The 14,262-nt window shown below is 59.8% G+C and carries 13 protein-coding genes; 4 read left to right on the top strand and 9 right to left on the bottom strand.

Annotated elements, in window-relative coordinates; all coding sequences use genetic code 11:
- Positions 1 to 67 precede the first annotated feature (67 nt).
- The 4 genes from BLW70_RS28945 to norR all read right to left on the bottom strand — a co-directional run bounded on the left by BLW70_RS28945 (position 68) and on the right by norR (position 3,690).
- Positions 68 to 394: a hypothetical protein gene (locus BLW70_RS28945; protein ID WP_074880035.1), complete on the bottom strand. Its 327-nt coding sequence runs from the start codon at positions 392 to 394 to the stop codon at positions 68 to 70.
- Between the two features lie 85 nt (positions 395 to 479).
- On the bottom strand, positions 480 to 938 hold the full coding sequence (locus BLW70_RS28940; protein ID WP_074880031.1) for a GNAT family N-acetyltransferase: 459 nt from the start codon (positions 936 to 938) through the stop codon (positions 480 to 482).
- 27 nt (positions 939 to 965) lie between these two features.
- Positions 966 to 1,868, bottom strand: coding sequence for a chemotaxis protein CheV (locus tag BLW70_RS28935; RefSeq protein WP_074880028.1), 903 nt, complete (start codon positions 1,866 to 1,868; stop codon positions 966 to 968).
- A gap of 271 nt (positions 1,869 to 2,139) precedes the next feature.
- Positions 2,140 to 3,690 (bottom strand): nitric oxide reductase transcriptional regulator NorR, encoded by a 1,551-nt coding sequence (gene norR, locus BLW70_RS28930; RefSeq protein ID WP_074880025.1) that lies wholly within the window; start codon positions 3,688 to 3,690, stop codon positions 2,140 to 2,142.
- Between the two features lie 156 nt (positions 3,691 to 3,846).
- Between norR and hmpA the strand changes: the two genes are divergently transcribed.
- Positions 3,847 to 5,028, top strand: a complete 1,182-nt coding sequence (gene hmpA, locus BLW70_RS28925) for an NO-inducible flavohemoprotein (protein WP_074880022.1) — start codon at positions 3,847 to 3,849, stop codon at positions 5,026 to 5,028.
- Positions 5,029 to 5,150: 122 nt separating this feature from the next.
- Here the strand turns inward: hmpA and BLW70_RS28920 are convergent, their stop codons facing one another.
- The 5 genes from BLW70_RS28920 to BLW70_RS28900 form a co-directional block, all read right to left on the bottom strand.
- Positions 5,151 to 5,807 carry a helix-turn-helix transcriptional regulator gene (locus BLW70_RS28920; protein ID WP_074880019.1) on the bottom strand — a complete coding sequence of 219 codons (657 nt, stop codon included), beginning with the start codon at positions 5,805 to 5,807 and terminating at the stop codon, positions 5,151 to 5,153.
- Between the two features lie 92 nt (positions 5,808 to 5,899).
- Positions 5,900 to 7,027 carry an NAD(P)/FAD-dependent oxidoreductase gene (locus BLW70_RS28915; protein ID WP_074880016.1) on the bottom strand — a complete coding sequence of 376 codons (1,128 nt, stop codon included), beginning with the start codon at positions 7,025 to 7,027 and terminating at the stop codon, positions 5,900 to 5,902.
- Between the two features lie 48 nt (positions 7,028 to 7,075).
- A complete protein-coding gene (locus tag BLW70_RS28910; RefSeq protein WP_074880013.1) occupies positions 7,076 to 8,023 on the bottom strand; it encodes an ornithine cyclodeaminase family protein in 948 nt (315 codons plus the stop codon).
- Between the two features lie 137 nt (positions 8,024 to 8,160).
- On the bottom strand, positions 8,161 to 9,648 hold the full coding sequence (rhlB, locus tag BLW70_RS28905; protein ID WP_074880011.1) for an ATP-dependent RNA helicase RhlB: 1,488 nt from the start codon (positions 9,646 to 9,648) through the stop codon (positions 8,161 to 8,163).
- A gap of 98 nt (positions 9,649 to 9,746) precedes the next feature.
- Positions 9,747 to 10,403, bottom strand: coding sequence for an alpha/beta hydrolase (locus tag BLW70_RS28900; RefSeq protein ID WP_074880008.1), 657 nt, complete (start codon positions 10,401 to 10,403; stop codon positions 9,747 to 9,749).
- Positions 10,404 to 10,870: 467 nt separating this feature from the next.
- Between BLW70_RS28900 and BLW70_RS28895 the strand changes: the two genes are divergently transcribed.
- The 3 genes from BLW70_RS28895 (at position 10,871) to BLW70_RS28885 (ending at position 14,254) form a co-directional block, all read left to right on the top strand.
- Positions 10,871 to 11,899, top strand: a complete 1,029-nt coding sequence (locus tag BLW70_RS28895; RefSeq protein ID WP_074880005.1) for an amino acid ABC transporter substrate-binding protein — start codon at positions 10,871 to 10,873, stop codon at positions 11,897 to 11,899.
- 65 nt (positions 11,900 to 11,964) lie between these two features.
- Positions 11,965 to 13,146, top strand: coding sequence for an amino acid ABC transporter permease (locus BLW70_RS28890; RefSeq protein WP_074880001.1), 1,182 nt, complete (start codon positions 11,965 to 11,967; stop codon positions 13,144 to 13,146).
- 10 nt (positions 13,147 to 13,156) lie between these two features.
- Positions 13,157 to 14,254, top strand: a complete 1,098-nt coding sequence (locus tag BLW70_RS28885) for an amino acid ABC transporter permease (protein WP_074879998.1) — start codon at positions 13,157 to 13,159, stop codon at positions 14,252 to 14,254.
- The last annotated feature ends 8 nt before the right edge of the window (positions 14,255 to 14,262 follow it).

Below are 14,262 nucleotides of genomic sequence, written 5' to 3'. Positions count from 1 at the left end.
TGAAGAACATGAAAACGGCGACAGAATGTCGCCGCAAAGGCCGCTATCGAAGCAAGTTATGCGCCAGTCACTGCGCCTTGGCGGTTGGGCGGATGGAGTCCCATTCGGTGACGTAGGCGGTTTTGCTTTTCTTGTTATAGAGACACAGTTCGGTGCCTTGCTGGCCTTTCATGTGTTTTTGCGGGTATTGGCCTTGCAACAGCAGTGCGGTGTAGCCAACCCGGTCATCGAACTGCGCGGCATTGCCCACGGGTTTGGCATTTTTCAAGCCGCTGGCCTTAATGCAACTGGCGAGTACGGTTTTGTCGTAGGCGGCCCAGGCGTCGGGGCTGGATGCGTGAGCCTGAAAGGCGAGAGCGGTGAGGCAGAGGAAGGTCAGGCTTGCGGCTTTCATGGGGCGGGCATCCTTGGGGTGTTTTGGCCAAGGTTGGAGTATGCCTGATGGTTTCAGGTTGAATGTGTCGGCCCCCTCGCCACAGTCAGGCCGGAACCGGTTCCCGGCGGACCACGCGCATCCCGGCACTTTCATACAGCCGCTGCGCCCGAAGGTTGTCTTCCAGCACCTTCAAGTCGACGAAACCCTCGCGCCGTTGCTGAAAAATGTTGAAAGCATGTAGCAGCAATGCGCGTCCCAAACCTTGGCCCTGAGCCCGTGGATGGACGACCAGGTTCTTGATGTAGGCGCTGGTCCAGCACTGGCACACCCCAACGATGCCTTCGGCATCCAGAGCGAGGAAACACAGGCTCGGATCATATTCAGGATCGGTTTCAAAACGCTGTTGCCACACGTCCAGCGCCGGCACGCGACCGCCACCTTCCTGATAGCCCAATTCCATCAAACGATGAATGGCTTCAGCCAGATCGGGGCGGTATTCGCTGAGGACGATTCCCTCAGGCCAAGCGATTGCGGGCACAACTTCAGCGAGGTTACGCCGCATCAGAAAACAGAAGTCCTTGCTCAAACCTCAATGACCTTGTTCAGCGACCGCCTTGGCCGCTTCGATCAGGCACTTGGTCAGTTCTGGCGAGGAGAACTTGGTCAGCACTGCGTTCGCGCCGGCAAGACGGGCCTTTTCGCTGTTCATCGCGCTGTCCAAAGAGGTGTGCAGCAGCACATAGAGGTGCGAGAAGTCGGGGGTTTCGCGCAGGGTTCGGGTAAATGCGTAACCGTCCATCTCCGACATTTCGATGTCCGAGACGATCAGGTTGATTTGCTGGGCCGTGCCTTGCAGGTCCAGCAGGCAGTCGATGGCTTCCTTGGCACTGCGGGCGGTGTGGCATTGCAGGCCGAGATTGCGCAGGGTGTGCACAGATTGTTGCAACGCCACCTGGCTGTCGTCGACCACCAGAATCCGCGCGTTGCCGAGTACTTCGGCATCTTCCATGCTCAGTTCGGTCGGCGCCGTTTCGATCTGCGCCGGGGCGATGCCATGGATCACTTTTTCGATGTCCAGCACCTGTACCAACGTGCCGTCGACCGAGGTCACGCCAGTGATGTACGAACGCACGCCGCCAGAGCCAAACGGCGGCGGGCGGATGTCGGTGGTCAGGCAGTGGACGATCTTGCTCACGGCTTGAACGTGCAAACCCTGCTTGGAGCGGCTGACATCGGTGACGATCAGGCAGCCACCGTTCGGATCTTCCAGCGGTCGTTCGCCGATGGCACGGCTGAGGTCGATCACTGATAACGACGCGCCGCGCAAGGTGGCGATGCCTTTGACATGAGGATGCGCCTCCGGCAGCTTGGTCAGCGGCGGGCAGGGAATGATTTCGCTGACTTTCAGCAGGTTGATCGCCATCAGCTTGCCGCTGCGCAAGGTAAACAGCAGAAGCGAAAGTGAATCTGCGCGGGCTTTGTTTGAAGACATAAAAACCTTCTGTGGAAAAAGGTGATGGGCAGTCGCGAGGATCGTCAACAGCTATCGATGCCGGGTTATCGACTTGTGACGGGCAGGCTTTAGGGTTATTCCGTCGCCAGCCCGGTCAGTGCGATTCCTGTAGCAGCTGCCGAAGGCTGCGTCCGGGTGCGAAGCAGTCGTAAATCCTGTCCCCCCGGTGCATCAGATACAACACGGTGAATGGTTTGGCGAGGACTTCGTCCTCGAACGCAGCCTTCGGCAGCTGCTACACGGGATCGGGTTACTTCATACCCAGGCGTTTAGCCATCCTTCCAAGATTTGCCCGATCCAAGCCTAGCTCACGCGCTGCGCTCGCCCAATTGTTATGGTGCCGTTCCAGGCAGGCGTTGATCAGTCGACGCTGATAATCCTCGGTCGCCGCCCGCAAGTCTCCCGAGACCAAAGCCGCAGGGCTGGCAGGGACTGGCTCGGTTGCAAGCTCAACGCTGCCATTGGGCAAATCCAGATCCGCCGCGCTCAAACTCAGAATCTTCGGCCGCTCCTTGCAGTTACCCAACGCCTTCAAGGCACTGCGGCCAATCAAGTGTTCCAGCTCCCGCACATTGCCCGGCCATGTATATGCCAGCAATGCCGCCTGCGCATCGCTGGTCAGGCGCAGGCTGTTGAGGCCCATGCGCGAGCGGTTTTGCTCCAGAAAGTAGCCGCTGAGCAGCAGCACATCCCGCCCACGGTCACGCAATGCTGGCACCAGCAGCGGATAAACGCTCAGGCGGTGATAGAAGTCGGCGCGGTAGCGGCCGCTGCGCACTTCCTCGGCCAGGTCGCGGTTGGTCGCGGCGATCAGTCGTACGTCGACCAGATGCTCTTTATCCGACCCCAATCGCTGCAGCTGACCGCTTTGCAGGACGCGCAGCAATTTGGCCTGGACGGTCAGGGACAGCTCACCGACTTCATCGAGAAACAGTGTGCCGCCATTGGCCAGTTCGAACTTGCCGCGCCGATCGTTCATCGCGCCGGTAAAGGCGCCGCGGACGTGGCCGAACAATTCGCTCTCCACCAGTGTGTCCGGCAGCGCGGCGCAGTTGAGGCTGATGATCGGCTTGTCAGCCCGGGGCGATGCGGCGTGGATGGCTTGGGCGACCAGTTCCTTGCCGACTCCGGTTTCGCCGGTGATCAGCACGGTAAGGTCGCTGCCGCCCACCAGGTTGATTTCTTCCACCAACCGTTTGTGCGCCTTGCTCTGGCCAATCATCTCGCGGTTCTGCTGGCCGCTGGCCTGTCGGTAAACCTCGGCACGCTGATGTTCGTCTTCGACACGATTGGCCAGGCGTTCGATGCGCTCGGCGGCGTTGACGGTGGCGGCGGCGAGGCTGGCGAAAGCTTCCAGGGCGTCCAGTTCGATCGGTTCGAAGCGCTCCGGATCGAGGGCGTCGAGGGTCAGCAAACCCCAGGGACGCTCATCGATAAACAGCGGGCAACCCATGCAATCGTGGACTTCCAGATGTTCATCGAGGCCATCGACCAATCCGTCGTAAGGGTCGGGCAGGTCGCTGTCGGCGGCAAAACGGGTCGGGCCGTGGCTGCTGAGCAGCGCTTCGAAACGCGGGTGTTCGCTGACTTTGAAGCGTCGGCCGAGGGTGTCGGTGCTCAACCCGTCGACGGCCAGTGGCACCAGCCATTCGCCATCAAGGCGCAGCAGGGCAGCAGCGTCGCACGGTAGCAAGGCGCGCATGGCTTCGAGCAAGCGTCGATAGCGCTCGCCTTCAGGGAGTTCGCGGGACAGGTCAGCGACCAGTGGCAGCAGGGTGGTGAGCAAGGCTTTTGCAGTCATAGTGACTCCGTGTAGTCGGTATGACTATAAGTCAGGGTGTGTCGATATGACTATCAAGAATTTAACTTATTGATTTATAAGGTTTTAATTTCTGGCACGAAAACTGATAACTACAAGACAAACAGTTAGCAATCCAAGTAGTTCAGGAGTCGCCTTATGCTTAGCGTTCAAGACCGTGCAATCGTCAAATCCACTGTGCCCTTGCTGGAAAGCGGTGGCGAAGCATTGATCACGCATTTCTACCGCATGATGCTGTCCGAGTACCCGGAAGTTCGCCCGTTGTTCAACCAGGCCCATCAGGCCAGCGGTGATCAGCCGCGCGCCCTGGCCAACGGTGTCTTGATGTATGCGCGGCACATCGACCAGCTCGACCAGTTGGGCGACCTGGTGGCCAAGATCATCAACAAGCACGTGGCGCTGCAAATCCTTCCGGAACATTACCCGATTGTCGGTTCATGCCTGCTGCGAGCCATTTCTGAAGTGCTGGGTGAAGAGATTGCCACACCTGAAGTGATGGCTGCCTGGGGGGCTGCTTACGGTCAACTGGCCGACATCCTGATCGGCGCCGAAACCAGCATCTATGACCAGAAGGAACAGGCACCGGGCGGCTGGCGCGGGGCACGGGAATTCATCGTGGTGGCCAAGGTCGACGAAAGCGAGGAAATCACCTCGTTCTACTTTGAACCGGCCGACAAAGGCCCGATTCTGGCGGCAGAGCCAGGCCAGTACATCGGCATGAAACTGATCCTCGATGGCGAAGAAATTCGTCGTAACTACTCGCTGTCGGCCTTGGCCAACAAGGGCCAGTACCGGATCAGCGTCAAACGTGAAACCGGTGGCCGCGCCTCCAACCACCTGCACGATCATTTGCAGGTAGGCTCCAGCATCCAGCTGTTCCCGCCAGCGGGCGAATTCACGCTGACCGACAGCGACAAACCGCTGGTGCTGATCAGCGGCGGCGTCGGCATCACTCCGACCCTGGCAATGCTGGAAGCGGCGCTGGCGACCGAGCGGCCGGTGCATTTTATCCACTGCGCACGTAACGGTAGCGTTCACGCCTTCCGCGACTGGATCGATGGCTTGGCCGAGCGTCATCCGCAACTCAAACGCTTTTATTGCTACGACGAAGATGACGGCGTGAGCCCGGCGGCGGACAAGGTTGGGTTGTTGAGTCAGGAGCAACTGGGCGAGTGGTTGCCGCAGCAGCGCGATCTGGACGCGTACTTCCTCGGTCCTAAAGGCTTCATGGCGGCGGTCAAGCGCCACCTCAAAGCGCTGGGTGTGCCGGAGAAGCAAAGCCGTTACGAGTTCTTCGGGCCGGCGTCGGTTCTGGAGTAACCACTAAAGCGAGAAACCTGTGGCGAGGGAGCTTGCTCCCGCTGGGCCGGGAACCGGCCCCGCTCTACCTGAAAAGAAGGGACTGCTGCGCAGTCCAGCGGGAGCAAGCTCCCTCGCCACAATTAGCCCTTCAGTTCTTTCAAATGTTTGTACACCGTTGCCCGCCCCATGTTCAGCACGTTCGCCACATAGTTGGAGGCGCTTTTGCCTTTGAAGGCGCCTTCGGCGTGCAGTGCCAGCACCAGTTCGCGCTTATGGTCACGGGTCAACAGGTTCAGGCTCAGCTGACGCTCGCGCAGCCAGACGTGCAGGAACGTATTGATCCGCTCCTGCCAGTCATCGCGAAACAGCGAATCGGGCTGCGGAATCAACTTGCTTGGCGACAGGAACAGATCCAGCGCTGCCTTGGCATTCTCGAACAACGAAATATTCAGGTTTATGCACAGCACCGCCAGCGGACGACCTTCGCTGTCGCGCAGGACACTGCTCAGGCTGCGAATCTTCTGACCATCCCAATTGAGCTTTTCGTACGGCCCGATGTTTCGTTCGCTGATCTCCTCGCTGAGCATGTCCTCTAGCGACGAGTCATCACCGATTTCCCGTTTGGACAGGTTGTTGGCGATGTAATCGACCTTCTGCGTGCGCAGGTCGTGCAGCACCACCTCGGCGTGCGGAAAGAACAATGTGGCGATGGCATCGGCGATCGCGCGGAAATTGTCCAGCGGCGAACTCTTCAATGCAGAGTCGTTACCGACTGGTTCTTGTTCTTGGGCGTTCATAAAGTGGAGCTCCGGACAGCATCGGCGCCCCGTCAAAAAAGGGCGCTGGAAGTTTGCCGCAATCGTGTCAGCACGTCACCTGCGTCCGAACGTCAGCCCAGTCGAGCGGGGGCGAGCATCTGGGTGTTCAGACCGAAACGAGTCAGTTGTTCGGGCAAGGCTTCACCGCGGACCAGTGCAGCGCTGGCCTGGCCCATGGCCGGCGAGGTCTGGATGCCATAACCGCCTTGTGCTGCTACCCAGAATAACCCCGGTACCTGCGGATCGAAACCGCACAGCAAATCACCGTCACTGACGAAACTGCGCAAGCCGGCCCAGGTGCGGGTCGGACGCCGGATGGTCAGGGTGGTGGCTTCTTCGATCTGGTAGATGCCCAACGCGATGTCCAGCTCTTCGGGCTGCACATCGTGCGGTTCCACCGGGTCGGCGTTGGCGGGCGAGCCGAGGAACATTCCGGCGTCGGGCTTCATGTAGAAGGATTCGTCGAGGCTGACCAGCATTGGCCAATCGTGGATGTCCACGCCCTCGGGGCCGGCGAAGATGAACGCGGCACGGCGCTTGGGTTGCAGGCCCAGTGGACTGGCACCGGCGAGCTCAGCGATTTTGTCGGCCCAGGCGCCTGCCGCGTTGATGATGATCGGGGCGCTGAAGGTCTGACCGTTGGTTTGCACGTGCCACACACCTTCGGCGTCGCGGGTGAGACTCATGACTTCGCTGTCGGTATGAACTTCACCTTTGTTGCGTCGGATACCGCGCAGATAGCCTTGGTGCAAGGCATCGGTGTCGATGTCGCTGGCGGTCGGGTCGTAAATCGCACCATGGACTTTTTCCCGGCGCAGGATCGGCAGGCGTACGCAGGCCTCGTCGGCGCTGAGCAACTGCATCTGCGGCACCGTGGCTTTGGCGCTCAGGTATTGATTATTCAGTTCGGCCGGGTCACCGGTGAAGTCCACGGTCATCTCGCCACGCGGGGTCAGCAGCGGGTGCTCGCAGAAACCGGCCGGCGGCGCGTCGAAGAAATCACGGCTGGCCTGAGTCAGCGCTCGAACCTGCGGGGTGCCGTAGGCGGCGGTGAACAGTGCGGCGGAACGTCCGGTGGAGTGGTAAGCCGGATGGGATTCGCGTTCGAGCACAATCACCCGGGCGTGCTGCGACAACCAGAAACCGGTGGAAGCACCGGCAATCCCGCCGCCGATGATGATGAAATCTGCCTGGCTCATGAACGTCTCCTGATGGGGCGTAAATGCCGAATGTGTCGATTTGTGGTGTTAGTGCTGTAGGCGGTAGATGGCATTGGCCAGTGCGATGTCTTCCAGGCCCAGGCCAATGGAGCGGAAGAACACATGGCGGTCGTAGCCAGGGCGCTGGACTTTTTCGCTGAGCAGGTCGGGCAAGTCGCCGATGATCGCGTTTTTGTCCCAGCCATATTGTTCACCGGCAATCAGCATCTCGCCGGCCGAGCCCGGGGTGGTCAGGCGATAGTCGCAGAACACTTGCATGTCATTGAGGCTCTGCGGCGGCACCTCGTGGGCACGTGGTGCGTTGGTGCTGATGGAGGTGATCAGCGCCGGTTTGCTCAAGCTTGTCGGGTCGATCACCGGGCCTGCGGACGAGGTGCAGAGCATGATCACGTCGGCGTCTTGAACTGCTGCTTCAAGACTGTCGAGGATGCTCAGGCGCGGATCGAGGCTTTTGAGCTGCGCCAATACCTCGGGATTTTTGTCGCTCAGGCTCGGCGAGTAGAGGCTGATGCTCTGCCAGTCGCGCAGGCCTTTGACGTAGTGCACGTGCGCCTGGGCGACCTTGCCGCTGCCGATAATCGCCAGGCGCTGCGCCTTCAGCGGGGCGAGGGCGTCGACCGCCACGGCGGTGGTTGCGGCGGTGCGTGCCGTGGTCAGTTCACCGGCATCGCAGAGCAACAGCGGCTGGCCGGTCTGCATCGACATCAACAGCGTCCAGGCGGTCACCAGCGGGCCTTGTTCACGCACGATGTACGGCGAGGTCTTGACCCCGTAAACGCCGTCTTCGGCCAGCACGCCCAGGTAGTTGATGAAGTCGCCAGCGCCCTGTGGAAACTCCACCAGCTGCTGCGCCGGTTGTACGGCTTGGCCGGCGGCCAGGTCGCGGAACAGCTTGCGCAGGATCTGCGGCACGTCGACCTGCGCCAGCAGCTCACGAGCTTGAGGTTGGGTGATCACGTAAGGCGTACTGGGCATGGTCGGCTCCGGGAGCTGAAAGTAAACTAATTTGTCTATTATGGACATTTAGTTGTCTCGAGCAAGCCTGTTGAAAAAACTGGACGAAAAAAAAGCGCAGTCCGTTTCCGGCTGCGCCTCTTTTAGTGCGACCCGCGTTACGGGCGCTTGCGCTCAACCGCCCGCAGCAGATGCGTCGGTGGCGTTTCGCAGCTGATCTTGCGACCCAGCAGCGCCTCGATGGACGGTAGCTGGTAGGAGTCATCTTCACCGGCAAAACTGATGGACACGCCATCGGCGCCGGCACGACCGGTACGGCCGATGCGGTGCACGTAGTCGTCCGGGACTTCCGGCAGGGTGAAGTTGATCACGTGGCTGATACCGTCGATGTGAATGCCGCGACCGGCCACATCGGTGGCGACCAGGACGCGGATCTTGCCTTCGCGGAAACCTTCCAGGGTCTTGATGCGCTTGTGCTGCGGCACGTCGCCGGACAGTTGCGCGGCGTTGACGCCATCGCGCACCAGGCGTTCTTCGATGCGCCGCACTTCATCCTTGCGGTTGGCGAACACCATCACCCGCTCCCAACCGTTGTCGTTGACCAGGTTGTAGAGCAGTTTGTATTTGTCGGCACCGGCGACCGCGTAGATGTGCTGCTCGACGTTTTCGCTGGCCACGTTCTGCGACTCGATCTCGACGATCGACGGCTCGGTGGTCCATTGCTTGGCCAGGTTCATCACGTCTTCGGTGAAGGTCGCGGAGAACAGCAGCGTCTGACGCTCGTTCTTCGGCGGAGTCTGGCGAATGATCTGACGCACTTGTGGGATGAAACCCATATCGAGCATCCGGTCGGCTTCGTCCAGGACCATGACTTCGACCATGTCCAGGTGCACGTCGCCGCGCTGGTTGAAGTCCAGCAGACGGCCCGGTGTGGCGACGAGGATGTCGCAGTGACGGGCTTCGAGGTGCTTGAGCTGCTTGTCGAAGTCCATGCCGCCGACGAACGTCATGACGTTGAGGCCGGTGTACTTGGTCAGGTCGGCCGCGTCCTTGGCGATCTGCACCACCAGTTCCCGGGTCGGCGCGATGATCAGTGCCCGCGGCTCACCCATGTAACGCTCTTTCGGCGGTGGGGTTTGCAGCAGCTGGGTGATGATCGAAATCAGGAAGGCAGCGGTTTTGCCGGTGCCGGTCTGGGCGCGACCGATGGCATCTTTGCCGGCCAGGGTGAAGCCGAGGACTTGTGCCTGGATCGGCGTGCAATACGGGAAGCCCAGGTCCTGGATGGCATGCATCAGTTCGGGGGCGAGTTTGAAATCGTGGAAACGGGTTTTGCCTTCCTGGGGTTCGACGGCGAAGTCTTCGAGTTTCCAGGGGATGACCGGTGCTTTGGGCTTGGGTTCGCGACGCGGTCGGGCAGGTTTCGCAGCTTCGTTGCCCGGTTCTTCAGAGGCCTGGGCCTCAACGGGTTGGACGGCCGGTGTGGTGATCGGCTCGTGCTTCGGTACCGCTACGGTGGCGGTCCGGCCAGACTGACTACCGTCGGTGCGGTGGCTGGGGTGGTGAGACGGAGCGCTGGAGACTGGCGCGAGCTGCTCAGTCTCGCTTTTACCGAACATTTTCTTGAGTGCTTTGAGCACGGTCATCTCATCGATTGGTTAAGGAATATACGCCGGCCAGTGTAATGCAAGAATCGGGCGCGGCGTAGGGGGATGGATCAATGGGTTGCTTTTCACATAAACAGTTAACGCAAGCGCTCGGCGAGCCAGACACTAATGTCGCGAATTTCCTCGGGTAACACTTCATGACCCATTGGGTATTCCTGCCATGTCACGGTGACACCATGCTGCTTTAGATACTCATAAGCGGTGCGGCCCATGGAGTTTTGAACGACGTCATCGTACTGGCCGTGCAAAGACAGCACGGGAATGCGCTGCTGGCTGGCGGAAAGCTCCAGTTCATCGCTGAAGGTCGGCGCATAAGTCGAGAGGGCAAGTACGCCACCCAGCGGCCCCTGCCATTTCAGGAAAGCGGTGTGCAGCACCACCGCGCCACCCTGGGAAAAACCTGCCAGAAAGATTCGCGAGGCGTCTATTCCGCTGGCGCGCTGCTCCTCGATCAAATCAAAGACTCTTTGCGCGGACGCTTCCAGCTGCTCGCGGTTGATCGCGCGCGCCGGGCTCATGGCCAATATGTCGTACCAGCTCGGCATCTCGTAGCCACCATTGATGGTCACGGCGCGGGTCGGTGCCTGGGGGAGAACGAAGCGGGTGGTCAGCAGGGTTTCCTGTAACGCCTCTGCCACCGGCAGGAAGTCGTAGCGATCGGCGCCCAGGCCGTGCAGCCAGATAACGCAGGCGTCTGCGGGCTTGACGGGCTGAAGAATCAAGGGCTCGGTCATGGTTGCTCCAATATTGTGCAGGCGCGCTCATTGAGTGCGAGGTCTGAGTGCGTGCCTGGTTGATCAGTTAAGAAGATGTCGCAAGGCTACAAGTTTTGCTATTGACCTGTCGCGTAATCGCTTCAGCGAGCGGTCTGGTACGGGCTTTGCTATGGGGAAACGGTGCAACCCATCTCGCGCCTTGCGGTAACACTATCAGTGTACTGCTGGCGGTGGGATAGCAAAGAATCCGGTGATGGATGTTCGCCAGTGGCCGCTACGGGCTTCGCGAACGTGAAAGGGCTACAGCCCGTTCGGCCGATTGGTGAGAAGTGAGTTGTCCATGATGTGGATTTTCTCCTACTAGACTCATAGCGCAGGTCTTACGTCGGTTGACCCCAAAAAAAGCCAACACGGGTCAACAACGCCTCATAAGGGTGCGACTGGACTCAAGCTCCGACACAACAAGAGCAAAACTGGAGGTTTGAATGAAGATGTTGAAATCCACCCTGGCTATCGTGACTGCAGCCGCAGTACTCGGTGTCAGTGGGTTCGCTCAGGCGGGTGCAACCCTGGATGCAGTGCAGAAGAAAGGTTTCGTACAGTGCGGCGTAAGTGATGGTCTGCCGGGCTTCTCGGTTCCAGACTCGACTGGCAAGATCATCGGCATCGATGCCGACGTCTGCCGCGCTGTGGCCGCTGCCGTATTCGGCGACGCGACCAAGGTCAAATTCAGCCAGTTGAACGCCAAAGAGCGCTTCACCGCGCTGCAGTCCGGCGAAATCGACGTGCTGTCGCGTAACACCACCTGGACCAGCTCCCGCGATTCGGGCATGGGCCTGGTGTTTGCCGGCGTGACGTACTACGACGGCATCGGCTTCCTGGTGAACAACAAGCTGGGCGTGAAGAGCGCTAAAGAGCTCGACGGCGCCACCATCTGCATTCAAGCCGGTACCACGACCGAGCTGAACGTTTCCGATTACTTCCGCGGTAACGGTCTGAAATACACCCCGATCACCTTCGACACCTCCGATGAAAGCGCCAAGTCGCTGGAATCCGGTCGTTGCGACGTGCTGACCTCCGACAAATCCCAGCTCTACGCACAACGCAGCAAGCTGGCGACCCCGACCGACTACGTCGTTCTGCCGGAAACCATCTCCAAGGAGCCTCTGGGCCCGGTCGTGCGTAAAGGCGACGAAGAGTGGTTCAGCATCGTCAAGTGGACCCTGTTCGCGATGCTCAACGCTGAAGAAATGGGCATCACCCAGAAAAACGTTGAAGCTGAAGCCAAAGCCACCAAGAACCCGGACGTTGCTCGTCTGCTGGGCGCTGACGGTGAATACGGCAAAGACCTGAAAGTGAAGAAAGACTGGGTCGTGCAGATCGTCAAGCAAGTGGGTAACTACGGTGAAGTGTTCGAGAAAAACCTCGGCAAGAGCACTCCACTGGCCATCGACCGCGGGCTGAACGCTCTGTGGAACAACGGCGGCATTCAATACGCACCACCAGTGCGCTGATGGTTCTATCACCCGGTGGGCCAACCACCGGGTGATGTTCTGTTCCATTCTTTGCGGGGCACTTCATGCAAAATTCAATCGGCGCACCAAAGCAGAGGCTCAGCCTCAGCGATCCAAAAGTGCGTGCGTGGCTATTTCAGATCATCACCATCGTGGCGGTGGTCTCGATGGGCTGGTATCTGTTCGACAACACACAGACCAACCTTGAGCACCGGGGCATTACCTCCGGTTTCAGCTTTCTGGAGCGCAGTGCCGGTTTCGGCATCGCTCAACACCTGATCGACTACACCGAATCGGACAGCTATGCCCGGGTGTTTGTCATCGGCTTGCTCAACACGCTGCTGGTGACCTTCATCGGCGTGATCCTGGCGACGATCCTCGGGTTCATCGTTGGTGTGTCACGGCTGTCGAAGAACTGGATCATTGCCAAGCTGGCGACGGTGTATGTAGAGGTTTTTCGTAACATTCCGCCACTGCTGCAAATCCTGTTCTGGTACTTCGCGGTGTTCCTGACCATGCCGGGGCCACGCAACAGCCATAACTTCGGCGACACCTTCTTTGTCAGCAGTCGCGGCCTGAACATGCCGGCCGCGTTGGCTGCGGATGGTTTCTGGCCGTTTGTGGTCAGCATCGTCGTGGCCATTGTCGCCATCGTGCTGATGAGCCGCTGGGCGACCAAACGCTTCGAAGCGACCGGCGTACCGTTCCACAAGTTCTGGGTTGGGCTGGCACTGTTCCTGGTGATCCCTGCGCTGTGCGCATTGATCTTCGGCGCGCCAGTGCACTGGGAAATGCCGAAGCTGCAAGGCTTCAACTTCGTCGGTGGCTGGGTGCTGATCCCGGAACTGCTGGCGCTGACCCTGGCCCTGACCGTATACACCGCGGCGTTTATCGCCGAGATCGTGCGTTCGGGCATCAAGTCGGTCAGCCACGGCCAGACGGAAGCGGCGCACTCGTTGGGGTTGCGCAACGGTCCGACCCTGCGCAAGGTGATCATCCCGCAAGCCCTGCGCGTGATCATCCCACCGCTGACCAGCCAATACCTGAACCTGGCGAAGAACTCCTCGCTGGCGGCCGGTATCGGTTACCCGGAAATGGTCTCGTTGTTTGCCGGTACGGTGCTGAACCAGACCGGGCAGGCGATCGAGGTGATTGCCATCACCATGAGCGTATACCTGGCGATCAGTATCAGCATTTCCCTGCTGATGAACTGGTACAACAAGCGCATTGCGCTGATCGAGCGGTAAGGAAAAGCGCATGACGACTCATACTTTCAAACCTGACATGCCGCCCCCGAACCGCAGCATCGGTGTCGTGGCGTGGATGCGCGCCAACATGTTCTCCAGCTGGCTCAACACCCTGCTGACCCTGTTCGCGTTCTACCTGATCTACCTGGTGGTGCCGCCGATCCTGAGCTGGGCGATCCTCGATGCCAACTGGGTCGGCACCAGCCAGGCCGACTGCACCAAGGAGGGGGCCTGCTGGGTGTTCATCCAACAGCGCTTCGGCCAGTTCATGTACGGCTACTACCCGGTGGACTTGCGCTGGCGCGTTGACCTGACCGTATGGTTGGCGGTCATCGGCGTGGCACCGTTGTTCATCTCGCGTTTTCACCATAAAGCGGTGTACGGGCTGAGCTTTCTGGTGGTGTATCCGATTGTTGCCTGGTGCCTGCTGCACGGCGGCGTCTTCGGCCTGACCCAGGTGGCGACCAGCCAGTGGGGCGGCTTGATGCTGACCCTGGTGATCGCCACTGTCGGTATTGCCGGTGCATTGCCGCTGGGTATCGTCCTGGCGCTGGGCCGTCGTTCGAACATGCCGGCGATTCGTGTGGTCTGCGTGACCTTCATCGAATTCTGGCGCGGCGTGCCGTTGATCACGGTGCTGTTCATGTCCTCGGTGATGTTGCCGTTGTTCCTGCCTGAAGGCATGAACTTCGACAAACTGTTGCGGGCACTGATCGGTGTGATCCTGTTCCAGTCGGCCTACGTTGCCGAAGTGGTGCGTGGCGGTCTGCAAGCGATTCCCAAAGGTCAGTATGAAGCGGCTGCAGCGATGGGCCTCGGCTACTGGCGCAGCATGGGCCTGGTGATTCTGCCGCAAGCCCTGAAGCTGGTGATCCCCGGCATCGTCAACACCTTCATTGCGCTGTTCAAGGACACGAGCCTGGTGATCATCATCGGCCTGTTCGACTTGCTCAACAGCGTCAAACAAGCCGCCGCCGACCCGAAATGGTTGGGCATGGCCACCGAAGGCTATGTGTTCGCGGCCCTGGTGTTCTGGATTTTCTGTTTTGGTATGTCGCGCTATTCCATGCATCTGGAACGCAAGCTCGACACTGGCCACAAGCGTTAGGAGTTCTG

The organism is Pseudomonas frederiksbergensis (genome assembly GCF_900105495.1).
Taxonomy (GTDB): Bacteria; Pseudomonadota; Gammaproteobacteria; order Pseudomonadales; family Pseudomonadaceae; genus Aquipseudomonas; species Aquipseudomonas frederiksbergensis.
The sequence above is the reverse complement of the archived record's forward strand: the minus strand, read 5'-3'. Positions and strand labels throughout refer to the sequence as shown.